This is a genomic window from Serratia sp. LACPHL-BACT-2024-00286, assembly GCF_043109535.1.
Lineage (GTDB): Bacteria > Pseudomonadota > Gammaproteobacteria > Enterobacterales > Enterobacteriaceae > Serratia > Serratia sarumanii.
Map to the genome: position 1 here is coordinate 666746 of NZ_JBICNA010000001.1, position 26337 is coordinate 693082.

Here is a 26337-nt window from a genome sequence, read left to right on the forward strand (position 1 = left end):
GAAAGTTCTGCTGCATGTCATACTCCTGGTGCGGTTAAAGGTAACAACGGTTATTCACCCAAATAGATCTGTTTGATTTTTTCATCGTCCAGCATCTCGGCGGAGCGGCCGCTGTGGCTCAGGCTGCCGCTGTCCAGCACATAGGCGCGATCGGTGGATTCCAGCGCCAGGCGGGCGTTTTGCTCGACCAGCAATAGCGTGACGCCGTCACGCGCCAGCTGTTTGATGACCGAAAAAATGGCCTCCACCACAATCGGCGCCAGCCCCATCGACGGCTCGTCCAATATCAACAGGCGCGGGCGGCTGAGCAGCGCGCGGCCCATCGCCACCATCTGCTGTTCGCCGCCCGAAAGCAGCCCGGCCGGTTGGTTCAGGCGCTCGTTCAGGCGCGGGAAGGTGGCGCATACCCGTTCAAAATCGTGCCGCACCGCCGGTTTGTCACGGCGCGCATAGGCGCCCAGCTGCAGGTTTTCTCGCACCGTCAGGCGGGTGAAAATGCCGCGACCTTCCGGCACCATCACCAGCCCCTGTTGCAGCAAGCGGTGCGGCGCCATGCCGCGAATCGAACGGCCGTCGAACAGGATGTCGCCCTCGAAAGGCTGCAGACCGGTCAGCGCCCGCAGGCTGGAGGTCTTGCCCGCGCCGTTGGCGCCGATCAGCGTGACCTGTTCGCCGGCGTTGACCGTAAAATCGATGCCTTTGACCGCATGAATGCCGCCGTAGGACACTTTGAGTCGTTTAACGCTCAGCAGGGCTTCAGACATGTGCGCCGCCTCCCAGATAGGCCTGAATGACCGCCGGTTCACGCCGAACCTGCGCCGGTTCGCCTTCGGCGATCGCTTTGCCGTAGTCCAGCACCGTCAGGCGATCGCACAGACCCATCACCAGCTTGACGTCGTGTTCGATCAACAGCAGCGTTTTGCCGCTGTCGCGAATGCGCAGCAGCAGCTCGCGCAGCGCCACTTTTTCTCCGGCGTTCATGCCGGCCGCCGGTTCGTCCAGCGCCAGCAGCCGGGGTTCGGTCGCCAGCGCGCGGGCGATCTCCAGGCGGCGCTGATGACCATAGGCGAGATCGCCGGCGCGGTAATGGGCGAATTGGCCGATGCCGACGTACTCCAGCAGCGCATGGGACTTATCGCGCACCGCCTGTTCCTCCTCCCTGGCGCGGCGGTGGCGGGCGATCGCCGCCCACAGGCCGTTGCGGGTGCGCACGTGGCAGCCGACCATCACGTTTTCCAGCACGCTCATTTCGTTGAACAGCCGCAGGTTCTGGAAGGTGCGGGCGATGCCGGCCTGCGCCACTTTATCGATCGCCTGGGGCCTATAGCGCTGGCCCGACAGGCGGAATTCGCCCGCGTCGGCGCGATACAGACCGGTGATCAGATTGAAGCAGGTGGTCTTACCGGCGCCGTTCGGCCCGATCAGGCCGTAGATTTCCCCCTGGCGGATGCTCATGCTGACGTCATCCACCGCCGTCAGGCCGCCGAAGCGTTTGCTGACGTGATTTAAAGTGAGCAAAGGCGTCATGCGGCGTTCCCCCTTATATGGCGTGCCGGCCACAGGCCCGCCGGGCGATACAGCATCACCAGGATCAGCGCCAGGCCGTAAAACAGTTGGCGAATGATTTCCGGGTCGATCAGCACCTGGCCGAACAGCGCCTGCTGTAGCGGCCCCATGCTGCTGCGCAGCAATTCCGGCAGGGCGGCCAGCAGCAGCGCGCCCAGGATCACCCCGGGGATGTGCCCCATGCCGCCGAGCACCACCATCGCCAGGACGGCGATCGACTCCTGCAGGGTGAACGATTCCGGCGACACGAAGCCCTGAAACGCGGCGAACAGCGCGCCGGCCACGCCGCCGAAGGTGGCGCCGATGGCAAAGGCCAATAGCTTGAAGTTGCGGGTGTTGATGCCCATCGCCCGCGCGGCGTCCTCGTCTTCGCGGATCGCCGTCCACGCGCGGCCGATGCGCGAATTTTGCAACCGCAGGCTGATAAACAGGATCGCCAGCAGCAGGGCGGCGAACAGGTAGTAATAGAGGTACAGGCCGGAGAAACGCACGCCGAACCACTCATGCATGCCGGAAAACTTCAGGCCGAACAGGCTGACCGGGTCGATGCCGGAAATGCCTTTGGGGCCGTTGGTGAGGTTGACCGGGCGATCGAGATTGCGCATCAAAATACGTACGATCTCGCCGAAACCGAGCGTGACGATCGCCAGATAGTCGCCGCGCAGCCGCAGCGTCGGCGCGCCAAGCAGAATGCCGCACACGGCCGCCAGCAGCGCCGCCAGCGGGATCAGCCACAGCATCGACAGATGAAGCCCGTCGGGGAACCACTGCAGCAGCAGCGGGAACTGCTGCGTCAGATGCGGTGACGACAGCAGCGCGGCCAGATAGGCGCCAACGGCGTAAAAAGCGATAAAGCCCATGTCCAGCAAGCCGGTCATGCCCACCACGATGTTCAGCCCGAGCGCCAGCATCAGGTACAGCAGGGCGAAGTCGACGACGCGCACCCAGTAGTTGCCGCCGGCGGCGCCCGCAACCCAGGGCGCCAGCAGCAGAGCGAGAATGAACAGCGTCAGCCCCAGTCTGGCGCGCCGAGGCGTGGCCAGGGGAAGCGTGGAAGTTAAAACGGTCATCGTGATGTCCTTATGCGCGCGTGGCGATGCGTTCGCCCAACAGCCCGGAGGGGCGGAAGACCAGTACGGCGATCAGCACCAGAAACGCGAAGACGTCCTGGTAGTTGCTGCCGAATACGCCGCCGGTCAGCTCGCCGAGATAGCCGGTGCCCAGCGATTCGAACAGCCCCAGCAGCAAACCGCCGAGCATCGCGCCGCGCAGGTTGCCGATGCCGCCGAGCACGGCGGCGGTAAAGGCTTTGATGCCGGGCAGAAAGCCCATCGAGAAACCGGCGTTGCCGTAGTTGCTGGCCATCATGATGCCGGCTACCGCCGCCAGCGCGCCGCCGAGCGCAAAGGTCAGAACGATGATGCGGTCAGGACTGATGCCCATCAGGCCGGCGACCTGCGGGTTTTCCGCCGTGGCGCGCATGGCGCGGCCGAAACGGCTGTGTTCGACCAGCAGCCAGAGGCCGGCCATGACCGCCATGGCCACCGCCAGCGTGACGATCGCGGTGCCGGTGATCACCGCCGGCGCATGTTCGGCGCTGCCTGCGGTCAGGGCGATGGGCGCCATCGGCAACAGCTGCGGAAACATCAGGGGATTGCGTGACCAGATCAGCATCGCCAGGGTTTGCAGCAGCAGCGAGACGCCGATGCCGCTGATCAGCGGGGCCAGGCGCGGCGCATTGCGCAACCGGCGATAGGCCAGACGTTCGATCGCCATCGAGGTGATGGCGCAGACGGCCATGGCGAACAGGGCCGCCAGCAGCAGCGTGGCGTAGGGCGAAAGCGCGGGAAAATGATGCTGCAACACGCCGATCGCCGACAGCGCGCTGAGCGCCCCGACCATCAGCACGTCGCCGTGCGCGAAGTTGATGATGCGCAGGATGCCGTACACCATGGTGTAGCCGAGCGCGATCAGCGCATAGATGCTGCCGAGCATCAAACCGTTGACGGTCTGCTGTACCAGCGTATCCATAAGGAGAGTCCGGAGATAATGAGTCAGGAGGCTCACAGTAGAGAATTTAAAAAAATTGTAAAATACGGAAAAATACTTTCTTATACAAAAAACGAGTGATTTTAATTTGTTGATTTTTATGTATATTAAATAAATCCTCTCTCCGTGACTTCCATAAAACAATAGATATATGAAAAAAACAGAACAGTATGATGAGCCGTTGCCGATGCTGCCGAACGATCCGCCGCTGCGCGCCGTGCGGGCGTTCGAAGCCATCGCGCGCCTGGGCAGCATCAGCGCGGCGGCGAAGGAGCTGATGATTTCGCCTTCGGCGGTCAGCCATCAGCTGAAAACGCTGGAGGCGTTTTTGCAGATGCCGCTGACAGAACGGCAGGGGCGTCATCTGGTGCTGCGCAGCGAGGGGCGGGAGTATTACCGTTCGATCCGCTCGGCGTTTAACGTGCTGCGCCAGGCGACCGAACACGTGCGCGAGCAGTCCGCATCGCGGCAGGTCACCATCAGCCTGATCCCGCTGTTCGGCATGGGATGGTTCATTCCGCGGCTGCGCGGCTTTCTGCGCGAAAATCCGGATATCGACATCAATGTGGTTTACGCCAACCACCGCAATTACCTGAGCGACGCCGCCGATCTGTCGATCCGCTTCGGGGTTGGGCAGTGGACCGGCTATCGCAGCGAAAAGCTGATGTCCGGCCAAATGGTGCCGGTGTGCAGCCGGGCGTTCAGTAAACTGCACGGTTTGCTCGATACGCCGGATCAGCTGGCGACGCTGCCGCTGCTGCACGACGAGGAGCGCAATACCTGGATGCAATGGTTTCAGCAGGCCGGTGTTAAACGCCCGCTGCGCAGTATCGGCCCGATGTTCGAAGACGGATTGTTGACGCTGGCGGCGGTGCAGGCGGGATTGGGATGCGCGCTGATGCGTGAGCCGTTAATCGCCCACTACCTTGAGAGCGGTGAGTTAATCAAAATGTTCGATCTGCCGATCGACGACGGCCGCGATTATTACCTGTGCGCTCGCCTGGATAGCGAACTGTCGCAGGAAGGCGAAAATCTGCGGCAGTGGCTGCGCCGTGAGGCGGCGGCTCAGAACGCCGGGGCATAATCTGCAACCCGTCGATGCGGCCAACATCAAAGCGCTGCGCATGGACGCGCGCCGCATTGAGGATGAAGAGCATGATTACGGCGAAGGCGCGCTGGCGATTGCCGATCGGCCGGGAGATTAAGCGTTGCCCAGGGCCGTCAGCGCCACCTTTACCGCCGCCAACAGTCGTGTTTCAGTGACGCCGTCACGCGCCTGAATCGACAGGCCGTGCAGGAAGACCGCGAAAAAGTCCCCCAGGCTGTCGGCGTCGGTGCCGGCCGGCAGTTCGCCGGCTTGCACCGCCTGCCGCAGCCGTTCGACGATCTGCTGGGTGCGCTGCAACCGATGCTCAGCCAGCCAGACTTTGAGCCCGTCGTTTTCCGCACTGACGCTGGCGGCGGAGGAGACCACCATGCAGCCCTGCGGCAGATCCGGCCGGCTGTAGAGCCGCACGGCGTCTTCCAGCAGGCGTTTGATCGCCGGGCGAATGCCGCTTTCCTGCGCGAAGGCGCGATCGGCGAAGCCGCCTTCCTCGGTTTCATAACTGGCGATCGCCTCGCGGAACAGCTGCTCTTTGGAGCCGAACGCCTTGTAGATGCGCGCGGAAGCAATGCCCAATTCCGCCACCAGATCCGACATCGAAGTGCCTTCGTAACCCTGTCGCCAGAATAAGTTTCGCGCCTTCAAAAGCGCCTGTTCGCGGTCGAACTCGCGCGGTCTGCCTGCCATTTGCTGCTCCAATTTACCTGCCATTCAGCGACATAGGATCGCTTAAATCGTCGGGAATACCAATATCTTTATAAATTTCACTTGCGGTCATCGCGCTTTGCTCCTATTGTTTGTCAATCGACAACCAATAGGAGTTTACGATGAAAACCCTCAAAGGTCCAAGCCTGCATCTCGCGCAGTTCAGCGATGAGACAGCGCCGTTCAACAGCCTGCCCGCCATTGCCGAGTGGGCGGCGCAGACCGGCTTTAGCGCGCTGCAGATCCCGGCCTGGGATCGGCGTTTATTCGACGTGGCCACCGCCGCAGAAAGCCAAACCTACTGCGATGATTTGACCGGCATGTTGGCGGAACAGGGGTTGGTGGTCAGCGAATTGACCAGCCATATCTTCGGCCAGCTGATGGCGGTACACCCGGCTTACGATGCGCTGTTTGACAGCTTCGCGCCGCCGGCGCTGCAGGGCAATCCGCAGGCGCGAGGCGAGTGGGCGCGGCAGCAAATGCTGCTGGCGGTGAAGGCGTCGGCGCGGCTCGGGCTCAGCGAGCTGGGCACCTTTTCCGGTTCGCTGGCCTGGCCCTATCTGTTTCCGTTCCCACAGCGTCCGGAAAGGCTGATCGACACCGCGTTCGACGAGCTCGCCAGGCGCTGGCTGCCGGTGCTTAACGCCTGCGACGAGCAGGGGATCAACCTGTGTTACGAAATTCACCCGAGCGAGGATCTGCACGACGGTGTGACATTCGAAATGTTTCATGAGCGCGTTGGCCATCATCCGCGCTGCCGGGTTCTGTTCGATCCGAGCCATATGGTGCTGCAGCAGCTCAACTATCTGGAGTTTATCGATATCTATAAAGAGGTTATCGGCATGTTCCACGTCAAGGACGCCGAGTTCAATCCGACCGGTCGCCAGGGTATTTACGGCGGCTATCAATCCTGGATCGATCGCGCCGGCCGCTTCCGCTCGTTGGGCGACGGCCAGGTCGATTTCAACGGCATCTTTTCGCGTCTGACGCAGTACGGTTATTCGGGCTGGGCGGCGCTGGAGTGGGAATGTTGCCTGAAAAATCCGCAGGACGGCGCGCGCGAAGGCGCAGCCTTCATCCGCGATCGCATTATCCGCGTCACCGATAAAGTGTTCGACGACTTCGCCGGCGCACCGGTCAACCCACGGCAAATCAACGCGTTGCTCGGCATTCGCTGAGCCTAATCCTTCAGGGAGTCACCCCATGCAACACCTACAGAACGAGATCCCGTTGGCGGATCTCGCGGCGGAACACGTCTATCTCCAGGTCAACGGCCGGCGCCTTCACTGCGTGATGGCCGGTGAAGGGCGGCCGGTGCTGCTGATCCCCGGCTGGCCGCAAACCTGGTACACCTGGCGCTATCTGATGCAAGCGCTGGCGGCGGCCGGTTTTCAGGCGATCGCCGTCGATCCGCCGGGCATCGGCGATTCCGACAAGCCCGCTGGCGGCTACGACACCGGCAGCGTTGGTGCGACGTTGCACGCGATGATGGCGCAGCTGGGCCATGAACGTTACCAACTGGTTGGCCACGACATCGGCATGTGGATCGGTTACGCCATGGCGAGCGATTTCCCGCAGGCGGTGGAACGTCTGGTGCTGACGGAGGCGGTGATCCCCGGGCTGGCGCCGCCGCCGCCGATTTTCGTCGCGCCGGAGGAGAACATCTTCCTGTGGCATTTCATGTTCAACCAGCTGGCGGATTTGCCGGAGACCCTGACCCAGGGGCGTGAGCGGGAATATCTTGGCTATATCTTCAATCGCTGGTCCTATCGGCGCGATCGGGTGGCGGCGCAGGTGTATATCGCCGCCTATTCGGCGCCGGGCGGCCTACGCGCCGGATTCGACTATTACCGGGCGATCCCGGAGACCGTGCGGCAAAACCGCCTGCGCGCCGCCACGCCCCTGACGATGCCGGTGTTGACGGTGGGGGCCGAGCACGCCACCGGCGACGCGCCGCTGACGACGCTGCGGGGCAATGCGCACGATCTGCGGGGCGAAACGATCGCCGGCTGCGGGCATTTCATTACCGAAGAGTGTCATGAGGAATTTACTGCACTGATTACGCCGTTCCTGGCAGGAGAACCACATGCCGCTCGATGAACGCATTGCCGCCTTTTTGACGGCATCGGCCGATGCGCCGCCCCCCGCGTCGCTGGCGGAAATGCGCGCGGCCGCGGAAACCGGTTTACGCCAGCTGCAGGGCGAGGCGGAACCGAGCGGCGGCGTCAGGGACTTTACGGTGGTCGCCGCCGATGGGTATCGGATCGCGCTGCGCGCCTATCTACCGGCGGGGGAAAACCGCGCCGCCGCGCAGCCGGCAATGCTGTTCGCCCACGGCGGCGGCTGGTGCCTCGGTTCGCTGGCGCTGTACGATCGGCCCTGTCAGGCGCTGGCCAACGCCACCGGCCGGGTGATCCTGTCGGTCGACTATCGTCTGGCGCCGGAATACCCGTTTCCGCAGCCGCTGGAAGATGTCTATCGGGCGCTCTGCTGGGTGGCACAACAGGCGCCGCAGTTGGGGATCGACGCGAAGCGCCTGGCGGTGGGCGGCGACAGCGCCGGAGGCAATCTGGCGGCGGCGGTCGCGCTGCTGGCGCGGGATCGCGGCGGCCCGCACATCGAGCGCCAGCTGCTGCTGTACCCGGCGCTCAGCCGCGAGATGACGACGAAGAGCTATTGCGAGTTTGCCGAGGGGTACTTTCTGACGCGCGATGCGATGGTATTTTGTTGGCAGCAGTATCTGGCCCAGCGGCGCGATCCCGGCGCCGAACCGCTGTACGCCGCTACGCTGCACGGATTGCCGCCGGCCACCATCCTGAGCTGCGAATATGATCCGCTGCGCGATGAGGCCGAGCAGTATGCGCAGCGGCTGCGCGAGGCGGGCGTGCCGGTGCGCTGCGAACGGTTGCCGGGCATGGTGCATGCCTGCATTCACATGCTGGGGCTGACCCCGGCGGCGCGGCGGCTGTTCGAACTGGCTCGCGAGTAAAAAAAAGCCCCGCACAGCGGGGCTTTTGGCCATTCATCCGGCGTGCGATTAACGGCCGGCGACGGTGACGAAGCGGGTTTCCAGGTAGGATTCGATCGCTTCGCTGCCGCCTTCGGTGCCGTGACCGGAGTCTTTCACGCCGCCAAACGGCGTTTCCGGCAGGCCGAAACCGATATGGTTGATGCTCAGCATGCCGCTCTCCACGTCGCGCCCCAGCGCATTGACGGTGGCGATGTTGCGGCTGTAAGCGTAGGCGGCCAGGCCATACGGCAGGCGGTTGGCTTCGGCGATCGCCTCGTCATAGGTGGCGAACGGGCGCAGCAGGGCGACCGGGCCAAACGGCTCTTCCGACATGGCGCGGGCGCTCAGCGGCACGTCGCGCAGCACCGTCGGCTCGAAGAAGTTGCCTTTGCCCGCCACGCGCTTGCCGCCGGTGCAGGCTTTTGCCCCGTGGGCGACGGCATCCTGCACCAGCGCCTCGATATTGTCGACGCTGCGGCCCAGCACCATCGGCCCCATGGTGACGCCGTCTTCCAGCCCGTTGCCGAGCTTGAGCTCACGCACGGCGGCGGTGAATTTCTCCACGAAGGCTTCATAAACGCCTTGCTGGATCAGGAAGCGGGTCGGCGCGATACAGACCTGGCCGGCGTTGCGGAACTTGGACTGCGCCAGCTCTTTGGCCGCCGCGTCGAGATCGGCGTCGTCGAAGATCAGCACCGGCGCGTGGCCACCCAACTCCATAGTGGCCTTTTTCATATGCTGGCCGGCCAGCGCCGCCAGATGCTTGCCCACGCGGGTGGAGCCGGTGAAGGAGATCTTGCGAATGGTCGGATGCGGGATCAGGTATTCCGAAATTTCCGCCGGGGTGCCGTACACCAGCGCGATCACCCCGGCCGGGATCCCGGCGTCGGCGAAGGCTTTGATCAGCTCAGCCGGCGAGGCCGGCGTTTCTTCCGGGCCTTTGACGATGATGGAGCAGCCCGCGGCCAGCGCGGCGGACAGCTTGCGCACGATCTGGTTGATCGGGAAGTTCCACGGCGTGAAGGCGGCCACCGGGCCGACCGGCAGCTTGAGGGTTTGCTGCTGCACGTCGCGGGCGCGGGACGGAATGATCTGCCCGTAGGTGCGGGTGGCTTCGCCGGCGAACCAGTCGATAACGTCGGCGGCGTTGAGAATTTCGACTTTGGCCTGCGCCACCGGTTTGCCCTGTTCCTGCGTCATGACGGCGGCGATGGCGTTGGCGCGTTCGCGCAGCAGCGCCGCCGCTTTGCGCATCAGGTTGGCGCGCTGGTGCGCGGCGGTGTCGCGCCAGACGTTAAATCCGCGCTCGGTGGCGGCCAGCGCCAGATCGAGATCCTCTGTGGCGGCGTGCGCCACTTGACCGATTACCTCGTCGGTGGCGGGGTTGGTGACCGGCAGGGTTTTCCCGGCCAGTGCGTTGCGCCATTGTCCATCGATATACAGTTGAGTATCCGGATACATTGTTGCCTCTTGTTTGCGGAGTGTCAGGGGCCGATGAGCTTCGCGATGCGGCGCGCCTGAAAGGGACAGAGATCTAAACCCTACGCCGAATGGCGGCGATCGTCCAGGCGAGGGGCACGAAAGCGCCAGGGCGGCTACTCAACCGGCGATGTTTTGGCTATGCTGAGCAGATTGTCAGCACGGACGAGGAGGTCGAGTGCAAGGGGTACCGCAACAGTTTCCGTTCGAGAAGGATTGCGCGCAGTTCCGCCATTTGTCGCATCTGCCGGGCGTCGAACTCTATCAGGCGCACATTGAGCGCTATGCCTTCGAGCCGCATACCCACGACGCCTTCGCTATCGGCACCGTAGATACCGGGGCGGAGCGTTTCCGCTATCGCGGCGCGCAGCATCTGGCGGCGCCGGGCGCGCTGGTGCTGATGAACCCCGACGAGCTGCATACCGGCGAAGCCGAAACGCCGGGCGGCTGGTGTTACCGCATGCTCTATCTGGCGCCCGAGGCGCTGGAGCAGCTGTCCGGCGATCGGAGCCAGTGGTTCACCGATGCGGTGCGCCACGATCCGCGGGCGGCGCAGCGCCTGTCCGCCATTCTCGCCACGCTGTGGCAAACCGACGATCCGCTTACGCTGGACGGCCTGCTGTTGGAAGCGGTCGAGCTGTTGCACCCGCATATCCGCATCGGGCAGCGGGAAAAAACCGAGGCGGCGCACCGTTTCGAGGTGGTGAAAAGCTACCTGCACGATAACTTCGCCGAGGCGGTGACCCTCAATCAGCTGGCCGAGCTGGTGTCGCTCAGCCCGTACCATTTTCTGCGCAAGTTCAAGGCCGAATACCACGTTTCGCCGCAGCAGATGCTGATGGCGATCCGGCTGTCGCAGGCCAAACGCATGCTGGAGCGTGGCATGCCCGCCGCACAGGTGGCGGCGGCGGCGGGGCTGACCGATCAGGCGCACCTGACGCGCGCCTTCGCCAATCGTTACGGTGTCACGCCGGTGCGTTTCCAGAAACAGGTGAAATTGGGTTAAAACAGCAACCTGCTACAATAATTCCTCCCCGCGTTTTCGCTACTCTGCCGCTGTCTTGTCGGGCGGGTTGGCCGCGCCGGCCGTTTGTCGGAGTCGTTATGTTCATTGGCGTTGTGTTTGCCCTGGCCGCCGGGCTGATGTGGGGATTGATCTTCGTCGGCCCGCTGCTGGTGCCGGATTATCCCGCCGCGCTGCAGTCCACCGGGCGCTATCTGTCCTTCGGGCTGATCACCTTGCCGCTGGCCTGGCTCGATCGTCGCCGCCTGCGCAAGCTGCGGCGCCAGGATTGGCTGGAGGCGCTTAAGCTGACGGCCATCGGCAACCTGCTGTACTACCTGTGCCTGGCCAGCGCCATTCAGCGTACCGGCGCACCGGTGTCGACCATGATCATCGGCACCTTGCCGGTGGTGATCGCCCTCTGCGCCAATCTGTTTTACGGCCGGCACGACGGGCGGCTGGCCTGGGGCAAGCTGGCGCCGGCGCTGCTGCTGATCGTCTGCGGGTTGGCGTGCGTGAACGTCGCCGAGCTGCGCGGCAATGCGCTGCCGGTCGACGGCTGGCGCTATCTCAGCGGCCTGGGGCTGGCCGTGTTGGCGGTGGCGTGCTGGACTTGGTTCCCGCTGCGCAACTCGCGCTGGCTGCGGGAGAACCCGACGCAGCGGCCGGCTACCTGGGCCACGGCGCAAGGGCTGGTGACGCTGCCGCTGGCGCTGCTGGGCTATCTGGCGGTCTGCGGCCAATTGGCGCTGAGCGAACCGGCGTTCGCCTTGCCGTTCGGCCCGCGCCCGGAGGTGTTTATCCCGCTGATGCTGGTCATCGGCGTGTTCTGCTCCTGGCTGGGGGCGCTGTGCTGGAACGAAGCCAGCCAGCGGCTGCCGACGGTGTTGGTGGGGCCGCTCATCGTGTTCGAAATTCTGGCGGGGTTGGCCTATACCTTTCTGCTGCGCCAGGCCTGGCCGCCGCTGCTGACGCTGGCCGGCATCGTCTGCCTGATCGCCGGCGTGGTGTACGCCATGCGCATCAAGCCGCAGCCGGTGGTGGTGGCGCTGGAAGACAAGCAGGGGTGACGCCCGCCGCGAAGGCGGGCGCGAGGGTTAACGCTTGCTGTGGTGAATGATCTCTTCGGCCACGTTGCGCGGCGCTTCAGCGTAGTGGCTGAATTCCATGGTGTAGGTGGCGCGGCCCTGCGACATCGAACGCAGGGTGGTCGAGTAACCGAACATCTCGGATAGCGGCACCTTGGCGCGAATTTCCTTGCCGCCGCCGCCCGGGATCTCTTCCATGCCCTGCACCAGACCGCGGCGTGAGGAGAGGTCGCCCATCACGTTGCCGGCGTAATCTTCCGGCGTTTCCACCTCCACCGACATAATCGGCTCAAGGATCACCGGATCCGCCAGGCGGCAGGCGTCTTTGAAGCCGAAGATCGCCGCCATGCGGAACGCCTGTTCCGACGAGTCGACGTCATGGTAAGAACCGAAGGTCAGGTGCACCTTGACGTCTACCACCTGATAACCGGCCAGCACGCCGTTGTTCAGCGCCTCGAGCACGCCTTTTTTCACCGCCGGGATAAACTCGCCCGGAATGACGCCGCCCTTGATCTCATCGAAGAACTCGAAGCCTTTGCCGGGTTCGTTCGGTTCGACGGTCAGCACCACGTGGCCGTATTGCCCTTTACCGCCGGACTGGCGCACAAACTTGCCTTCCACGTCGGCCACCCGTTTGCGGATGGTTTCGCGGTACGACACCTGCGGCTTGCCGGTGGTGGTCTCCACCCCGAATTCACGGCGCATGCGATCGACGATAATCTCCAGGTGCAGCTCGCCCATGCCGTAGATAAGGGTCTGGCCGGATTCTTCATCGGTGCGCACGCGGAACGACGGATCTTCCGAAGAGAGGCGCTGCAGCGCGATGCCCATTTTCTCCTGGTCGCCCTTGGTCTTCGGCTCAATCGCCTGGGCGATCACCGGCTCGGGGAAGGTCATGCGTTCCAGCGTGATGATGGCGCCGGGGTCGCACAGCGTATCGCCGGTGGTGACGTCCTTCAGGCCGACGCAGGCGGCGATGTCGCCGGCGTGCAGCTCGTCGATGTCCTTACGATCGTTGGCGTGCATCTGCACGATGCGGCCGATGCGCTCCTTTTTGCCCTTGATCGGGTTGTAAACGCTGCTGCCTTTGGCCAGCACCCCGGAGTAGACGCGCACGAAGGTCAGCTGGCCGACGAACGGGTCGGTCATCAGCTTGAACGCCAGCGCCGAGAATTTTTCGTTGTCGTCGGCTTTGCGGGTGATGATTTCATCATGTTCGCCGTGGCCCTCCATCGGCGGCACGTCGAGCGGCGAGGGCATCAGCTCGATCACCGCATCCAGCATGCGCTGCACCCCTTTGTTGCGGAACGCCGAGCCGCACAGCATCGGCTGGATTTCGCCGGCGACGGTGCGCACCCGCAGCCCGTGGACGATCTCCTCTTCGCTCAGCGGCACCTGGTTGAGGTATTTTTCCATCAGCTCTTCCGAGGCTTCGGCGGCGGCCTCAATCATGTTTTCGCGCCACTCCTGCGCCGAATCGCGCAGCTCGGCCGGGATCTCTTCGAAGCTGAAGTTCATGCCCTGCGAGGCCTCGTCCCACAGAATGGCTTTCATCCGCACCAGATCCACCACGCCGCTGAAGTGGTCTTCGGCGCCGATCGGAATAACGATCGGCACCGGGTTGGCTTTCAGGCGCTCGATCATCATTTTGCGCACGCGGAAAAAGTCCGCGCCGATGCGGTCCATCTTGTTGACGAACGCTAGCCGCGGCACCTTGTATTTATTGGCCTGGCGCCAGACGGTTTCCGACTGCGGCTGCACGCCGCCCACCGAGTCATAGACCATCACGGCGCCGTCCAGCACGCGCATCGAGCGCTCCACTTCAATGGTGAAATCGACGTGGCCGGGGGTGTCGATGATATTGATGCGGTGCTGCGGATAATTATGCTGCATGCCGTTCCAGAAGCAGGTGGTGGCCGCCGAAGTGATGGTGATGCCGCGTTCCTGTTCCTGCGCCATCCAGTCCATGGTCGCCGCGCCGTCATGCACTTCACCCAGCTTGTGGCTGACCCCGGTGTAAAACAGAATCCGCTCGGTGGTGGTGGTTTTGCCGGCATCGATATGCGCGGAGATGCCGATATTGCGGTAACGTTCGATAGGGGTGGTGCGAGCCATAATCAACCTTTCTTAGCCGCGTGAAGGAGAGCGGCTTAAACAGCATGGATAATGGTGATAATCCTCATAGGGTTATCTGCCGGATCGCAGAGCCTCGCTCTGGTCACAAACTAATCGTAGTTGAAGGCGTTGGTTTTTTTAAGCGATGGCTGTGATAGATGAAAGTTAGCAAGCAGGTGGAGGAGAGGGCGAAAAAAAGGCCCGTAACGGGCCTGTTGTCGAGTGGCGAATTCGCCGTTATTTGCGTCCCAGCAAGAAGCCGAAAACGATGCCGACCGCCGCCGCAACGGCCACGCCGGCCAGCGGGTTGGCTTCCACCTGGGTTCTTACGCTGTCCGCTGCGTCTCGGGCGGCATAGCTGGCCTGGGAGGCGTATTTGCGCGCCGCGCCGCGCACCTGATGCTCCGGCGAATCGACGGCTTTGCCGAACGCTTCTTCTACCGCGCCTGCGGCTTCATTGGCTTTGTCTTCCGCTTTTCCAAACATGCTGCTCTCCTGTTCCTTGTGGGTTAACGAACCTTAAGCCTAGCAGGTGAACGGCACTTTTTGCAGCATTCTGTGCGTTATAAGAGCAATCTGAGCAAAGAAAAGTCTTGCCGGGCGCGCGGTGACGGCTTCACCCGCGCGGTTTTTTGTGTTCTATTGGCTAGCGGTTTAACCGAGTACCGTTAACCTTTGACCGATTCGTTGCGTTGAAAGGACTCCCCATGTCAGTACTGCGTATTCTGGCGCTGCTCGCCGCGACCGCCGCCGCATTGCCCGCCCAGGCCAGGCCTGCGGCTCACGGCGCGGCGGCCGAGAACGGCATTCGTTGGCAATCTTGTCTCAACAGCGGCTTTCAACGCTGGTTCGATGAGCCGCCGCCGCCGGGGCTGCGCTGCGGTTACCTTGAAGCGCCGCTGGCGTACGCTACGCCTCCTGCTCATGCGGCGCGGGCGGGCGAACAGACCGTGCGGCTGGCGCTGACCCTGCTGCCCGCTACCGGGCCGAAAAAGGGCAGCGTGGTGATGATCAGCGGCGGGCCGGGTCTGCCGGGCATTAACCCTTATTTGGGCAACGACGCCCACGTCGCCAGACTGCGAAAATCCTACGACATCATCGGTTACGATCCGCGCGGCGTCGGCCAATCGACGCCGAAAATCTCCTGCCAGCTGGCCGAAGGCGACGAAACCCCGTCACCGGACGACAACGACGTGGCCGGTGCGGAAAGCCAGACGCGCACCCTGATTGCCGCCTGTATCAAACAGACCGGCGCGGACGTGCTGCAACATATCGGCACCGACGAAGCGGTCAACGATCTGAACGCGATCCGCCACGCGCTGGGCGAACCGGGGCTGACGGCGGTGGCGTACTCTTACGGCACCAAGGTGGCGGCGCTGTATGCCGAGCGTTTTCCGAAGAAAACGCGCGCGCTGGTGCTCGACGGGGTGGTGGATCTGGCGGAGGACGATTTCACCCAGCGGCTGAACCAGGAGCGGGGCTTCCAGAAAAGCTTCCTGCGCTTCGCCGCCTACTGCGGAAAAACCGACAGCTGCCAGCTGGGTGGCGGCGCCAATCAGGCGCTGCAGCGCTATCACGCCTTGCTGCGCAAGCTGCATGAGCAGCCGTTCGTCACCGCGGCGGGTTATGAAATCTCCGCCGACGACGTGCTGACGGTCACGCGTTCGCTGCTGCTGTGGCCGGAGCGTTGGCATGAGCTGGCGACCGTGCTGCGCCAGCTCGATGCCGGGATCGCCGGGCAGCAGGTTTCCGATCTGATCGACGAAAGCTATTCGCCGGATGCCGATGACGCCCTGAACGTCATCACCTGCGCCGACGTCGCCAACCCGACGGCCGATCCGCAGCAGTTGCGCCGGCAGAGGCAGGAGATCAATACCGCCGCTTTGTATGCCCACTATCTGCCGCTGCACGAATACCCGCTGGAGATGTGCGATCTGTGGCCGTATCGCGGCAAAGATCGGCCGCACACGCCGGTGGCGTCCGCCGCGCTGCCGCCGCTGCTGTTCGTCGCCCAGCGCTACGATCCGACCACGCCGTACCGCAATGCGCAGGTGATGGCCGCCGCCTTTAAAAGCCCGCTGATCACCCGCGAACGCGACGGGCATACGCTGGCGCTGAACGGCATCGACAGCTGCGTTGACGAAAGCGTAGTGGATTATCTGCTGGCGCCGAAAAAGCCGCGTCGCGACAAAATTTGCCGTTGAGAAGGCCGGGCGGAATGCCGGCCTGACAGGGGCTGATGGTGATGAAGGATCATGGCTTCGGCGCCGAGCGCCGCCGTGTCCGAACTGCCGTTTTTCGTCGTTCTGTCGCCACTACACCTTTGATAATGAAAGAAATTCAACACCGCTTTTGGTTATGACTCATAGCGATTAATGATTTAATTTATTCCACTGCCTCATTGCATATTGAACGCGATAAAACACTTAACAGGTATATCGATGTGAAATATTCATTTAATGGCAAGAATTTGGCTGGTTTAATCCTCCTGGCTTTTAACGCGGCGAACGCTCAGGCGGCCGAGGTGCCGGCGGGCGCTAAACTGGCGGAGGTGCAAGAGCTGGTGCGCGCCAACGGGTATGAGCCGGCGACGCTGGATCCGAACCTGGCCGAGAGCAATGTGGAGTTCTACATCTTTAACGATCTGTTCGAAGGGTTGCTGCGCGTCGGTAAAGACGGCGAAGCGGTCCCGGCGCTGGCGCAGAAGTGGGAGCATCAGGGCAACGTCTGGACTTTCCATCTGCGGCCGCAGGCCAAATGGTCGAACGGCGATCCGGTGACCGCCGACGATTTTGTCTACAGCTGGCGGCGCCTCACCGATCCGAAAACCGCGTCGCCGTACGGCAGCTATCTGGCTTCGGCCTACGTGCTGAATGCCGCGGCGATCAACGCCGGCAGCAAGCCGCCGAGCGAGCTGGGCGTCAGGGCGCTGGACGCGCACACCCTGCAGGTGACGCTGTCGGAGCCCAACTCCTACCTGCTCAAGCAGCTGGTGCATTTTCCGGTCTTGCCGGTTAACCGCAAGGTGGTGGAGCGGTACGGCAAGAACTGGACTCAACCGGCGCATTTTGTCGGCAACGGCGCATTTCGCCTCAGCCAGTGGGTGGTGAACGAAAAGGTGGTGGTGGAGCGCAATCCGCAGTATTGGGACAACGCCAACACCGTGCTCAACAAGGTGACGTTCTTGCCGATACAGGGGTTCCCGGAAGTGGCGCGTTTTCGCGCCGGTGAGGTTGAGTTGGGGTATACCACACCGCCGGAGCTGTATCAGCAGCTGAAAAAAACGCTCGGCGAGCAACAGCTGGTGACCTATCCGCTGCTCTCCACCAGTTACTTCGCCTTCAACAATCGCCAGGCGCCGTTTAACGACCTGCGGGTGCGCCAGGCGCTGAATCTGGCGCTCGACAAAGAGATTATCGCCGGCAAGGTGCTGGGATACGGCCAACAGCCGGCCTGGACCTTTACCCCAACGGGGGCGGGCGGCTATAGCCTGCAGCCCGGCGCTGCGGCTGGCTGGACGCCGGAACAGCGGCACGCCCAGGCGAAGCAGTTGCTGGCGCAGGCCGGTTTCAACGCCGAGAATCCGCTGCGCTTTACCGTGCTGTACAGCAACGACGCCACCATCAAGAAGATCGTCATCGCCGCCGCCGCCATGTGGAAAAAGAACCTTGGGGTAGAAGCCCGCTTGCAAAGCCAGGAGCGTAAAGTGACGCTGGATAATATCAACCGCGGGCAGTACGGCGTGGCCTTTACCCGCTGGCTGGCGGACTATAACGATCCGTCTACTTTTCTGAACGTGTTCCGTTCCGACAGCAGCGAGAACAGCGCCAAATACCATAACCCGGACTATGACCGCATTCTGCACCAGGCGACGGCGGCGCAGACGCCGCAGCAGGTGCAGCGCTACTTCCAGCAGGCCGAGGCGGTGCTGGCCGCCGATACGCCGGTGGCGCCGGTGTACTACGAGGCCAACGCCACGCTCATTAAACCCTACGTGAAGGGGATCGACTTTACCCGCCAGGGCGCTTTGTACGATAAAAACGTCTACCTTCTCGAGCACTGAGAAATAAAAAAACGGCTGATTTATATCAGCCGTTTTTATAGATTCGTGTTTAATAACATTATCCTAAATACTCCATAAACGACGGGCAATCTTTTCTTCCCGCCGGATAAAACACCGCCTATACTGCGCCGGTAGTTTATATGCAGTATCTCGTTTGGCGAGGCTCCTATACAAACACAGGTTACTGATCTGACGACATCGAGAGATGCCCAAGGTTAAGACAGGCTTTATCGGATTAAGGTTCAGCCCAAAGTAACTTCCGAGCAACAATTCGGATACGTTGTATAGTGCTAAAACCTGGACGCGGAGATAGGCAGTCTGCACTCCCCCTCTGTGGTTACGCCCCTATGCGATTCGCTGTTGAAGTTCAAAACAGAAATAGGGACTGACAAAATGATAAAGTCACATCAACACTATTCTTCTCCGGCGCTGAGCGCGACTGAAACTCTCGACGAGACATCGGTCGCCGGTTATATGAACGCCGATTTTATTACCGTTCCCGCGACGATGACGGTCAATCATGCCCGGGAATATTTACTTTCACAGCTTAAAACGGACGAAATTCCCACCCGGGTATTTATTACCGCGGACGATTATCATCTGCGCGGCACGCTGTCGGTGAAAAAACTGCTGCAGTGCGACGAGCAGGATAAAGCGGTCGGCGTGATGATGGACCACAGCTATTTTCAGGTTTCACCCGACGACGATCGCAACGACGTGGCGCATCTGCTCGGCAAGGGCGGCCTGGACGTGGTGCCGGTCGTGGCGAACAACACGCTGGTCGGCGTGCTGGGGGAGCGAGAGATCGCCCGGCTGGTCGAGGCTGAAAACACCGAAGACGCGCAGCGCCAGGGCGCGAGCCTGCCGCTGGACAAACCTTATCTGGAGACCAGTCCGTGGGCGCTGTGGCGCAAACGCTCGGTGTGGCTGCTGATGCTGTTCGTCGCCGAGGCTTACACCGGCAACGTGCTCAAGGCGTTTGAAGAGCAACTCGAAGCGGCGATCGCGCTGGCGTTCTTTATCCCGCTGCTGATCGGCACCGGCGGCAACAGCGGCACCCAGATCACCTCGACGCTGGTGCGCGCCATGGCGCTGGGCGAGGTCAGCCTGCGCAATCTTGGCGCGGTGATCCGCAAAGAGGTCACGACCTCGCTGCTGATCGCCGTCACCATTGGCCTGGCGGCCTGGGTGCGCGCCTGGATCATGGGCGTCGGCATGGAGGTGACGCTGGTGGTCAGCCTGTCGCTGGTGGCGATCACCGTGTGGAGCGCGATTGTTTCGTCGATCATTCCGATGCTGTTGAAACGGCTCGGCATCGATCCGGCGGTGGTGTCGGCGCCGTTTATCGCCACCTTTATCGACGGCACCGGCCTGATTATTTATTTCAAAATTGCCCAGTACGTTTTGGGGATTTAAACGGTTCCCGCTCTAAAAATGGCGGGAGTGTGACAAAAAAGAGGAGGGCGTTAAAAAATATGGATACCGACCAACCCCGATATTTAACGCGAGGGGCTTTTATCGATAACATTTAACCTGAGGAAAAAACAATGGGAAACATGACTATTTTTATGGGATTCCTGGCAATGATCAGCTCACTGGGCCTGTTGGCGGCCTATATGAGCACCAAATGGGATGATTGATGAACGCAAAAGATCCGCCTAGATGCATCCTCCCCGTAACCGTTATTTATTATGGGGAGGATTTTTAGCGGCGCGCCGAACGCGCGGCCTGATACGGGAGTTGATAATAATGACGATTCTTATTCTGGGATTGCTCTACGCCATTTTAATGATCTCGGTTGGCGTTAATGAGATTTATTTTTATTCCACCGGAAAATCCAATTTTCTTACTAGCCTCATGCTGACATTCTCTGGCAGTATGTTGCTGATCGCCGTTGTATGGCAATTATCCTCTAAAATAAAAAAATAAATCACCGTCCGAATGTGAGCAGCATAATGCAGAATGAAAAACAGGCCGTGGCCAGAAACTCGATGATCGCCAGCGGGTTACTGGCCACGGGCAAATTTGTCGCCGGCATTTTTACCGGCAGTATTGGTCTGATATCCGAAGGGATCCACTCTTTCACCGATTTTATCGCCACCAGCATCACCTGGCTGGCGGTGCGCATCAGCGATAAGCCCGCCGATGACGATCACCACTTCGGCCACGGCAAGGTGGAAAACTTGGCGGCGCTGTTTGAGGTGCTGCTGTTGCTGGGCGCCGCCGGTTGGATTGTCTATGAGGCCGGCAGCAGCCTGCTCGGGCAGCCGCATGAGATCGTCGCCGCGCCGGTGGTGATCGCGGTGCTGTTGATTTCCATCTGCGTCGATTTCTTCCGCGTGCGGGCGCTCAACCGCGTCGCCAAAGCGACCGACAGCGCGGCGCTGGAAGCGGATGCGCTGCATTTCTTCTCCGACATGCTTTCGTCCGGCGTGGTGCTGCTGGGCATGGTGTTTGTGCTGCTGGGCTTTGGCCGCGCGGACGCCATCGCCGCGCTGATCGTCGCCGGCTTTATCTTTGTCGCCGCGATCAAACTGGGTAAACGCTCCTTCGATTCACTGATGGATGCCGCGCCGGCCGGGGCTACTGAGGCGATCCGCGCCACGCTGGCGCGTTTTCCGGCGGTGCTGGCCTGCGACAGCGTGCGCATTCGCAATGCCGGCGCGGTGCTGTTCGTCGAGATCACGGTGGCGGTGTGCCGCACCTTGCCGCTGGAGCGCATCGACGCGCTGAAGCGAGAGATCGTCGAGCGACTGCGGGAGCACTACGCCAGGGCGGAATTCACCGTCATCGCGGTGCCGCAGACCCGCAGCGATGAAGACATGGCGACGCGCATTCGGGCGATCGCCGCCAACCACGGCGCGCAGGTACAGAATGTGACCTTGCAGCAGCTGCCGACGCGCATGGCGATCGGCATGGATTTGGCGGTGCCGGCCAACGCCAGCGTGGCGCAGGCGCATGACATCGCCACGGAGATAGAAGGGATCCTGCGCCAGGCGATCGGTGAGGACACCGAGATAGAGACGCACCTGGAGCCGCAGACGCCGCACTGGCTGACCAGCGAGGATGTCGATGCGACGGAGCTGGCCGATATTCGGCGGATCCTGCAGTCGGCGCTGGAGCAGGGAGAGAGCGTGCAAGACGTACACAACGTGCGTGCACGCAAGAGCGACGGCGGCATCATTGTCAACTTCCACTGCCGGGTGTCGCCGGCGGTGACCATCGCCGCCGCGCACGATGCGGTCGATCGGGTCGAGCGCCGGTTGCGCGCGCTTTATCCGGCCATCACGCGCGCGATAGGGCACGTCGAGCCGATCAAGCCCGGCATATGAATCAGCTCGGCCAACTGCGGGTAGAGCGCCGCGTTGGCCAGCAGCAACGGGTTGCCGCGCCGCAGCCCGTCGTTGTGCATAAAGTCATTCGCCACGCCGCCGGCTTCGCGCGTCAGCACCCACCCAGGTAGGCTGTCCCAGGCGTTCATATGCGGTTCGTAATAGCCCAGCAGCCGTCCGGCGGCCACCTGGGCGGTCATCAACGCGCCGGAGCCGCTGCGCACAAACATCCCGCCCGCCTGCAGCAGGCGACAGAGAAAGCCGCTGAATTCCGCCGCCGAGGCGCGCGGGGAAATCCCGACGCCCATCACGCCATCCGCGACGCTGCGCCCGGCATGCACAGCGATCGGCTCCCCATTGAGAAAGGCGCCGCCGCCGCGACAGGCGCGGAACATCTCGCGGTGGTTGGGATCGTAGACCACGCCTATCGTCGGCTCGCCGTCGATCACCACGCCTATCGCGATACACCAGGTATGCAATCCGTTCAGGAAGCAGGCGGTGCCGTCAATCGGATCGACGACCCAAATGCAGGCGGCATTCTCGCCGGCGCTGCCGCTTTCCTCGCCGAGAAACCCGTCCTGGGGAAAACGGCGGCTGATCATGCGGCGGATTAGCGCTTCGACGCGGCGATCGGCCTCGCTGACCACGTCCTGCAGCCCCTGTTTGAAGTCGATGGCCAGGCTTTGCCGCCGTTGATAAAAGCTGAAGGCGAGATCGGCGGCGGCGCGGGCGATCTCACGCGCGAAGCGGTAGCGCGCCTCGATGTCCCGAGGCGAAAGTGAAGTCATGGCAGCAATGTTCCGAACAAAGTTTAGCGTGCAGGGTGCCATAGTCAGATGACAATACGGTGTTGATTCCTGCTTGATTTCAGATTTGATTTAATTTATTTACTTTACTGTAAAGTAATTGACGTCATTAGATGCATCATCAAAGCATCCGTAAGCGAGATAATCAGAGGAGTCAGGCATGCTAGCGCATTTTTTCGTCTTTCGACCGGTATTTGCGGCCGTGCTGGCCATCTGCATTATGGCGGCGGGCGCACTGGCGCTCTGGACATTGCCGGTTGAGCAATATCCCGACATCGCCCCACCCGGCGTCACGGTGACCGCCAATTACCCCGGCGCTTCGGCCAAAACGGTAGAGGACAGCGTAACTCAGATTATCGAACAGCAAATTAAAGGGATCGATGGCCTGTTGTATTTCTCATCAACCAGCAGTTCGGCGGGTCAGGCTCGCATCAGCCTTAGCTTCGAACAACAAACCGACCCGGACATTGCTCAGGTTCAAGTGCAAAATGCGGTCAATCAGGCAACGTCGCGATTGCCGCAAGAAGTGCAGCAGCAAGGGATCACGGTGACAAAATCGCAGGGCGATAGCCTAATGGTAGTCGCCCTGTACGACACGCAAGGCCGCATGGACAGCGTTGATATCAATGATTTTCTGGTCAGTTCGCTGCAAGATCCGCTGAGCCGGGTGGATGGCGTCGGGGAGACGACGGTATTTGGCGCTCAATATGCGATGCGCGTTTGGCTCAATCCGATCAAGTTGAGCGGTTATGGCCTGATGCCATCTGACGTGCAAGCCGCGATAGAAGCGCAAAATGCCCAGGTCACCAGCGGTGAGATCGGCGCATTGCCTACGATGGATGGCCAGGCGTTGAACGCGACCGTGACCACGCAATCGCGGCTGGAAACGCCGGAGCAGTTTGAGAATATTATTCTGCGCACCAATACCGACGGTTCGGCGGTGTATTTGCGCGATGTTGCGCGCGTGGAGATCGGTGCGGAAAACTATCAAAACCAAACGCGCCTCAACGGGTACCCAGCGGCCGGCATATCGATTCAACTGGCTTCCGGCGCCAATGCGCTGGAGGTTGCCGAACGGGTGCGGGCTGAAGTGGATCGCATGGCGCCGCAGTTTCCGCCGGGGCTGCAGGTGGCTTATCCGCGTGACAGCACGCCGTTCGTACTGGTGTCCATTGAAGGCGTCGTGCAAACCTTGTTGGAAGCGATCGCGCTAGTGATTGTGGTGATGTATCTGTTTTTGCAAAATTGGCGCGCCACATTGATCCCCGCCATTACGGTACCCGTAGTGCTGCTCGGCACTTTCGGCATTTTGGCGCTGTTGGGTTACAGCGTAAACACCTTGACACTGTTCGCCATGGTGCTCGCGATCGGCCTGTTGGTGGATGACGCGATAGTGGTGGTTGAGAACGTTGAGCGCGTGATGGAGGAAGCGCAATTGCCGCCGCGCGAGGCGACGTTGCATTCGATGCGGGAGATCAATGGTGCGCTGATCGGCATCGCGCTGGTACTTTCGGCGGTATTTGTTCCGATGGCATTTTTCGGCGGTTCAACCGGCATAATCTATCGACAGTTTTCCATCACGCTCGTCGCCGCTATGGTGCTGTCGGTTTTGGTGGCGTTGACCTTGACGCCGGCATTGTGCGCCGGTTTGCTAAAACCGTCGGTGCAGCGGCCGCGCAGCCGCTTTTTTCGCGGCTTTAACCGCCTGGTGGAATACGGACAGCGGCGTTATGGGTTGGGATTGAACCATGTGATGGCGCGCAAAGGGCGTTTTTGCATGTTGGCGCTGCTGCTGGTCGGTTTCATGATCTGGCAATATCTGCGGATGCCTACCGGTTTTCTCCCAGTCGAGGATCAGGGCTCGGTAATGGTCCAGTTTTCTCTGCCGCCAGGCGCCCCGATGGCCAGAACGCAACAGACTGCTGACGCTATCGTCGACTATTTCATGACCGCCGAGCGGGATAACCTGAATGTGATCTTCATGGTTGTCGGGCGCAATAACGCCGGCAGTGGTCAGAATGTCGGCATGGCGTTTGCCGAACTTAAACATTGGTCGCTGCGCAGCGGTAATGAGAATAACGCGCTGGCGATTATTAGCCGCGCCAATCGCCATTTCAAAAACTATCGCGACGCGCAGATCAATGTGTTGTCGCCGCCGGCGGTGCGCGGATTGGGGCAGTCCAGTGGATTTGAACTGTGGTTACAGGATCAAAACGGCGTTGGGCATGACGCACTGCAAGCTGCGCAGAGGCAAGTGATCGCCGCCGCTGCCGAAGATCCGTTGTTAACGGCGGTACGCATCAATGGCCTCGAAGATAAAGCACAATTGCAGGTCGATATCGATCAGCAAAAGGCCAGCGCACAAGGGCTGCAGCAGGCTGACATCACCAACACGCTTTCTGCCGCCTGGGGGGGCGCTTATATTAACGATTTTATCGATCGCGGCCGCGTAAAGCGGGTCTACATGCAGGGGGACGCGGCCTGGCGATCGGCGCCGGATGATATCGATAATTGGTTCGTACGTGGTGAAAGCGGCAGCATGGCGTCCTTTGCCAGCTTCGCGACTACGCGTTGGCTCTCAGGGCCACAAATGCTGCAGCGCTTTAACGGGCTGTCGGCCACGCAGTTACAGGGGACGGCAGCCGAGGGCGAAAGCTCCGGCACCGCGATGGCGCGTATGCAGAGCATCATCGGCGGTGTAGACGGCTACCGCCTTGAGTGGAGCGGGCTCTCATATCAGGAGCAATTGGCCGCCGGGCAAACATTGCTGGTGTATCTGGCTTCGGTGTTGTTCATTTTCCTCTGCCTGGCCGCGCTGTACGAGAGTTGGTCTATCCCATTGTCCGTGATGTTGATCATTCCCCTCGGGATTATCGGAGCCGTTGTCGCCGCGCGCCTTGCGGGGTATGAAAACGATATTTACTTCCAGGTGGGAATGTTGACGACGATTGGCCTGTCGGCGAAAAACGCTATCCTGATCGTCGAGTTTGTTGAAACACGGCTCAAAGCGGGATCCGCTTTGTTGCAGGCGACCCTGGAAGGGGCGCGAATGCGTCTGCGGCCCATCGTGATGACCTCATTGGCGTTTGTCGCGGGTGTGATCCCCCTGGCGCTTTCTGTCGGTGCCGGGGCCGCCAGCCGGCGCGAAATCGGGATTGCGGTGATCGGCGGCATGATTTCTGGCACACTGCTGACATTATTGTTCGTACCGTTGTTTTTTGTTCTGACCAAACAAGGGTTGGCACGACTTAAGGCGCGAAAATGAGCCTCTGGGCTGGAGAGAGAGCATGATCAACCGCCAACCGGGACGGCCGATGAAGGCCAGGCCACGGATACTGGAAACCGCCTGCGTTCTGTTTTTGCAGCAGGGCTTGGATATCTCGTTGGACGAGATAGCCAACGAGGCGGGAACCACCCGTCAAACCTTATATAATCACTTCCCGAGCAAAGACGCCCTGGTGCTGGAGACGTTCAACCATCTTATCGAGAAGATGCAGCCGCCGATCGCCGCCATTTTGGCTCAGGAGAGTATGGATTTACCGCAGGTGCTGGCGCGTTTCGCTTCGGTGGTGCAGGCGCATTTTTTCAGCGTTGATAACGTGCATTTTCAGCGGCTGATGGTGCAACTGCTGTTGCAGAAACCTGAGTTGTACGCCACGTTGCGTGAACGCAATGCCGGACGGGTGCTGCAGGCATTTGTGAAAATGTTGGAACAGGCGCGGCAACATGGGCAAGTCCAATTTGCTGATGCGCAGCCTCAGGCTATGGCATTTCTGGGCGCGGTGATGGGGTATCCGTTGCCGGCAGCTCTGTTATCCGACCAGTGGCCGACGCCGGAACAGTTGCAACAGATGGCCGAAGCGGCTATCACCGCGTTTCTTTTAGCCTGGCGATATTCGCCGCCTGCCATTACCGAATAACCAAAGAGAACGTGATCCTGGCGCTTTGCTGCATACGCAAAGCCACGGCCGGTATCGCCGCCCGCGCGGATTATCCTGGCTGGCCGACAGTGACCA

Annotated in this window: 24 protein-coding genes and 1 riboswitch; of the genes, 15 read left to right on the top strand and 9 right to left on the bottom strand. The window is 61.4% G+C overall.

All coding sequences use genetic code 11. The features are described 5' to 3' along the window. Window positions 1-50 precede the first annotated feature (50 nt). The 4 genes from ACF8MC_RS03235 to ACF8MC_RS03250 are packed head-to-tail and all read right to left on the bottom strand — an operon-like array spanning window position 51 to window position 3597. Window positions 51-764: an ABC transporter ATP-binding protein gene (locus ACF8MC_RS03235; protein WP_060706563.1), complete on the bottom strand. Its 714-nt coding sequence runs from the start codon at window positions 762-764 to the stop codon at window positions 51-53. Beyond that, complete coding sequence (locus ACF8MC_RS03240) at window positions 757-1527, bottom strand: ABC transporter ATP-binding protein (protein ID WP_047567335.1); 771 nt, start codon at window positions 1525-1527, stop codon at window positions 757-759. The genes ACF8MC_RS03235 and ACF8MC_RS03240 overlap by 8 nt, the downstream gene beginning before the upstream one ends. Continuing rightward, entirely contained in the window at window positions 1524-2636 is a 1113-nt protein-coding gene (locus ACF8MC_RS03245) for an ABC transporter ATP-binding protein (RefSeq protein WP_033648403.1), read from the bottom strand. Before ACF8MC_RS03245 ends, ACF8MC_RS03240 begins: the two co-directional genes overlap by 4 nt. Window positions 2637-2646: 10 nt before the next feature. Then, window positions 2647-3597 carry a branched-chain amino acid ABC transporter permease gene (locus ACF8MC_RS03250; RefSeq protein WP_164104981.1) on the bottom strand — a complete coding sequence of 317 codons (951 nt, stop codon included), beginning with the start codon at window positions 3595-3597 and terminating at the stop codon, window positions 2647-2649. Window positions 3598-3766: 169 nt separating this feature from the next. On the opposite strand from ACF8MC_RS03250, the gene ACF8MC_RS03255 reads away from it, so the two are divergent. Further along, complete coding sequence (locus ACF8MC_RS03255; RefSeq protein ID WP_039565997.1) at window positions 3767-4699, top strand: LysR substrate-binding domain-containing protein; 933 nt, start codon at window positions 3767-3769, stop codon at window positions 4697-4699. Beyond that, a complete protein-coding gene (locus ACF8MC_RS03260) occupies window positions 4668-4820 on the top strand; it encodes a hypothetical protein (protein WP_226873095.1) in 153 nt (50 codons plus the stop codon). The genes ACF8MC_RS03255 and ACF8MC_RS03260 overlap by 32 nt, the downstream gene beginning before the upstream one ends. Here the strand turns inward: ACF8MC_RS03260 and ACF8MC_RS03265 are convergent. Next, window positions 4817-5407: a TetR/AcrR family transcriptional regulator gene (locus ACF8MC_RS03265; protein WP_060420877.1), complete on the bottom strand. Its 591-nt coding sequence runs from the start codon at window positions 5405-5407 to the stop codon at window positions 4817-4819. The genes ACF8MC_RS03260 and ACF8MC_RS03265 overlap by 4 nt on opposite strands. Before the next feature lie 140 nt (window positions 5408-5547). On the opposite strand from ACF8MC_RS03265, the gene ACF8MC_RS03270 reads away from it, so the two are divergent. From ACF8MC_RS03270 to ACF8MC_RS03280, 3 genes are read left to right on the top strand one after another with little or no spacing between them, the layout of a single operon-like run. Beyond that, window positions 5548-6603 (top strand): sugar phosphate isomerase/epimerase, encoded by a 1056-nt coding sequence (locus ACF8MC_RS03270; protein WP_164104980.1) that lies wholly within the window; start codon window positions 5548-5550, stop codon window positions 6601-6603. Window positions 6604-6628: 25 nt separating this feature from the next. After that, window positions 6629-7525 carry an alpha/beta fold hydrolase gene (locus ACF8MC_RS03275; protein ID WP_164104979.1) on the top strand — a complete coding sequence of 299 codons (897 nt, stop codon included), beginning with the start codon at window positions 6629-6631 and terminating at the stop codon, window positions 7523-7525. Next, window positions 7512-8414 carry an alpha/beta hydrolase gene (locus ACF8MC_RS03280; RefSeq protein WP_164104978.1) on the top strand — a complete coding sequence of 301 codons (903 nt, stop codon included), beginning with the start codon at window positions 7512-7514 and terminating at the stop codon, window positions 8412-8414. Before ACF8MC_RS03275 ends, ACF8MC_RS03280 begins: the two co-directional genes overlap by 14 nt. A gap of 48 nt (window positions 8415-8462) precedes the next feature. On the opposite strand, the gene ACF8MC_RS03285 is transcribed toward ACF8MC_RS03280, so the two are convergent. Next, window positions 8463-9896 (bottom strand): NAD-dependent succinate-semialdehyde dehydrogenase, encoded by a 1434-nt coding sequence (locus tag ACF8MC_RS03285; protein ID WP_033634614.1) that lies wholly within the window; start codon window positions 9894-9896, stop codon window positions 8463-8465. A 196-nt stretch (window positions 9897-10092) separates the two neighbouring features. Between ACF8MC_RS03285 and ACF8MC_RS03290 the strand changes: the two genes are divergently transcribed. Together ACF8MC_RS03290 and ACF8MC_RS03295 are read left to right on the top strand one after the other, a co-directional pair. Further along, window positions 10093-10920 (top strand): AraC family transcriptional regulator, encoded by an 828-nt coding sequence (locus ACF8MC_RS03290; RefSeq protein WP_086579889.1) that lies wholly within the window; start codon window positions 10093-10095, stop codon window positions 10918-10920. Window positions 10921-11018: 98 nt separating this feature from the next. Then, on the top strand, window positions 11019-11987 hold the full coding sequence (locus tag ACF8MC_RS03295) for a DMT family transporter (RefSeq protein ID WP_164104977.1): 969 nt from the start codon (window positions 11019-11021) through the stop codon (window positions 11985-11987). A 27-nt stretch (window positions 11988-12014) separates the two neighbouring features. Here ACF8MC_RS03295 and fusA read toward each other — a convergent pair whose 3' ends face one another. Beyond that, on the bottom strand, window positions 12015-14120 hold the full coding sequence (gene fusA, locus ACF8MC_RS03300; RefSeq protein ID WP_033648394.1) for an elongation factor G: 2106 nt from the start codon (window positions 14118-14120) through the stop codon (window positions 12015-12017). Between the two features lie 237 nt (window positions 14121-14357). Next, window positions 14358-14606 carry a DUF883 family protein gene (locus ACF8MC_RS03305; RefSeq protein ID WP_004938127.1) on the bottom strand — a complete coding sequence of 83 codons (249 nt, stop codon included), beginning with the start codon at window positions 14604-14606 and terminating at the stop codon, window positions 14358-14360. Between the two features lie 221 nt (window positions 14607-14827). Between ACF8MC_RS03305 and ACF8MC_RS03310 the strand changes: the two genes are divergently transcribed. The 6 genes from ACF8MC_RS03310 to ACF8MC_RS03335 all read left to right on the top strand — a co-directional run bounded on the left by ACF8MC_RS03310 (window position 14828) and on the right by ACF8MC_RS03335 (window position 21515). Further along, window positions 14828-16324 carry an alpha/beta hydrolase gene (locus tag ACF8MC_RS03310; RefSeq protein WP_392423143.1) on the top strand — a complete coding sequence of 499 codons (1497 nt, stop codon included), beginning with the start codon at window positions 14828-14830 and terminating at the stop codon, window positions 16322-16324. Window positions 16325-16563: 239 nt separating this feature from the next. Beyond that, a complete protein-coding gene (locus ACF8MC_RS03315) occupies window positions 16564-18183 on the top strand; it encodes an ABC transporter substrate-binding protein (protein WP_164098110.1) in 1620 nt (539 codons plus the stop codon). Between the two features lie 142 nt (window positions 18184-18325). Next, a riboswitch (M-box (ykoK) riboswitch) is annotated at window positions 18326-18499 on the top strand. 77 nt (window positions 18500-18576) lie between these two features. Beyond that, on the top strand, window positions 18577-19599 hold the full coding sequence (locus tag ACF8MC_RS03320; RefSeq protein WP_033653108.1) for a magnesium transporter: 1023 nt from the start codon (window positions 18577-18579) through the stop codon (window positions 19597-19599). A gap of 140 nt (window positions 19600-19739) precedes the next feature. After that, window positions 19740-19823: a protein MgtS gene (gene mgtS / locus ACF8MC_RS03325; RefSeq protein WP_369803928.1), complete on the top strand. Its 84-nt coding sequence runs from the start codon at window positions 19740-19742 to the stop codon at window positions 19821-19823. A gap of 109 nt (window positions 19824-19932) precedes the next feature. Next, window positions 19933-20112, top strand: coding sequence for a hypothetical protein (locus ACF8MC_RS03330; RefSeq protein ID WP_033634607.1), 180 nt, complete (start codon window positions 19933-19935; stop codon window positions 20110-20112). A gap of 26 nt (window positions 20113-20138) precedes the next feature. Further along, window positions 20139-21515 carry a cation diffusion facilitator family transporter gene (locus ACF8MC_RS03335; RefSeq protein ID WP_103773644.1) on the top strand — a complete coding sequence of 459 codons (1377 nt, stop codon included), beginning with the start codon at window positions 20139-20141 and terminating at the stop codon, window positions 21513-21515. Here the strand turns inward: ACF8MC_RS03335 and ACF8MC_RS03340 are convergent. Then, on the bottom strand, window positions 21458-22303 hold the full coding sequence (locus ACF8MC_RS03340; RefSeq protein ID WP_164104976.1) for an inositol monophosphatase family protein: 846 nt from the start codon (window positions 22301-22303) through the stop codon (window positions 21458-21460). The two genes, ACF8MC_RS03335 and ACF8MC_RS03340, sit on opposite strands and share 58 nt — an antisense overlap. A 178-nt stretch (window positions 22304-22481) precedes the next feature. On the opposite strand from ACF8MC_RS03340, the gene ACF8MC_RS03345 reads away from it, so the two are divergent. Both ACF8MC_RS03345 and ACF8MC_RS03350 read left to right on the top strand, forming a co-directional pair. Next, window positions 22482-25586: an efflux RND transporter permease subunit gene (locus tag ACF8MC_RS03345; protein ID WP_164104975.1), complete on the top strand. Its 3105-nt coding sequence runs from the start codon at window positions 22482-22484 to the stop codon at window positions 25584-25586. Window positions 25587-25608: 22 nt separating this feature from the next. Next, window positions 25609-26241 carry a TetR/AcrR family transcriptional regulator gene (locus ACF8MC_RS03350; protein ID WP_033634603.1) on the top strand — a complete coding sequence of 211 codons (633 nt, stop codon included), beginning with the start codon at window positions 25609-25611 and terminating at the stop codon, window positions 26239-26241. Window positions 26242-26337 lie beyond the last annotated feature (96 nt).

Coding starts and splice junctions, on each gene's coding strand:
- ACF8MC_RS03265 (WP_060420877.1), bottom strand. CDS start 5,407: ATGGCAGGCAGACCGCGCGAGTTCGACCGCGAACAGGCGCTTTTGAAG.
- ACF8MC_RS03295 (WP_164104977.1), top strand. CDS start 11,019: ATGTTCATTGGCGTTGTGTTTGCCCTGGCCGCCGGGCTGATGTGGGGA.
- ACF8MC_RS03235 (WP_060706563.1), bottom strand. CDS start 764: ATGTCTGAAGCCCTGCTGAGCGTTAAACGACTCAAAGTGTCCTACGGC.
- ACF8MC_RS03280 (WP_164104978.1), top strand. CDS start 7,512: ATGCCGCTCGATGAACGCATTGCCGCCTTTTTGACGGCATCGGCCGAT.
- ACF8MC_RS03350 (WP_033634603.1), top strand. CDS start 25,609: ATGATCAACCGCCAACCGGGACGGCCGATGAAGGCCAGGCCACGGATA.
- ACF8MC_RS03310 (WP_392423143.1), top strand. CDS start 14,828: ATGTCAGTACTGCGTATTCTGGCGCTGCTCGCCGCGACCGCCGCCGCA.
- ACF8MC_RS03255 (WP_039565997.1), top strand. CDS start 3,767: ATGAAAAAAACAGAACAGTATGATGAGCCGTTGCCGATGCTGCCGAAC.
- ACF8MC_RS03240 (WP_047567335.1), bottom strand. CDS start 1,527: ATGACGCCTTTGCTCACTTTAAATCACGTCAGCAAACGCTTCGGCGGC.
- ACF8MC_RS03245 (WP_033648403.1), bottom strand. CDS start 2,636: ATGACCGTTTTAACTTCCACGCTTCCCCTGGCCACGCCTCGGCGCGCC.
- ACF8MC_RS03345 (WP_164104975.1), top strand. CDS start 22,482: ATGCTAGCGCATTTTTTCGTCTTTCGACCGGTATTTGCGGCCGTGCTG.
- mgtS (WP_369803928.1), top strand. CDS start 19,740: ATGACTATTTTTATGGGATTCCTGGCAATGATCAGCTCACTGGGCCTG.
- ACF8MC_RS03250 (WP_164104981.1), bottom strand. CDS start 3,597: ATGGATACGCTGGTACAGCAGACCGTCAACGGTTTGATGCTCGGCAGC.
- ACF8MC_RS03270 (WP_164104980.1), top strand. CDS start 5,548: ATGAAAACCCTCAAAGGTCCAAGCCTGCATCTCGCGCAGTTCAGCGAT.
- ACF8MC_RS03305 (WP_004938127.1), bottom strand. CDS start 14,606: ATGTTTGGAAAAGCGGAAGACAAAGCCAATGAAGCCGCAGGCGCGGTA.
- ACF8MC_RS03285 (WP_033634614.1), bottom strand. CDS start 9,896: ATGTATCCGGATACTCAACTGTATATCGATGGACAATGGCGCAACGCA.
- fusA (WP_033648394.1), bottom strand. CDS start 14,120: ATGGCTCGCACCACCCCTATCGAACGTTACCGCAATATCGGCATCTCC.
- ACF8MC_RS03330 (WP_033634607.1), top strand. CDS start 19,933: ATGACGATTCTTATTCTGGGATTGCTCTACGCCATTTTAATGATCTCG.
- ACF8MC_RS03275 (WP_164104979.1), top strand. CDS start 6,629: ATGCAACACCTACAGAACGAGATCCCGTTGGCGGATCTCGCGGCGGAA.
- ACF8MC_RS03335 (WP_103773644.1), top strand. CDS start 20,139: ATGCAGAATGAAAAACAGGCCGTGGCCAGAAACTCGATGATCGCCAGC.
- ACF8MC_RS03320 (WP_033653108.1), top strand. CDS start 18,577: ATGATAAAGTCACATCAACACTATTCTTCTCCGGCGCTGAGCGCGACT.
- ACF8MC_RS03340 (WP_164104976.1), bottom strand. CDS start 22,303: ATGACTTCACTTTCGCCTCGGGACATCGAGGCGCGCTACCGCTTCGCG.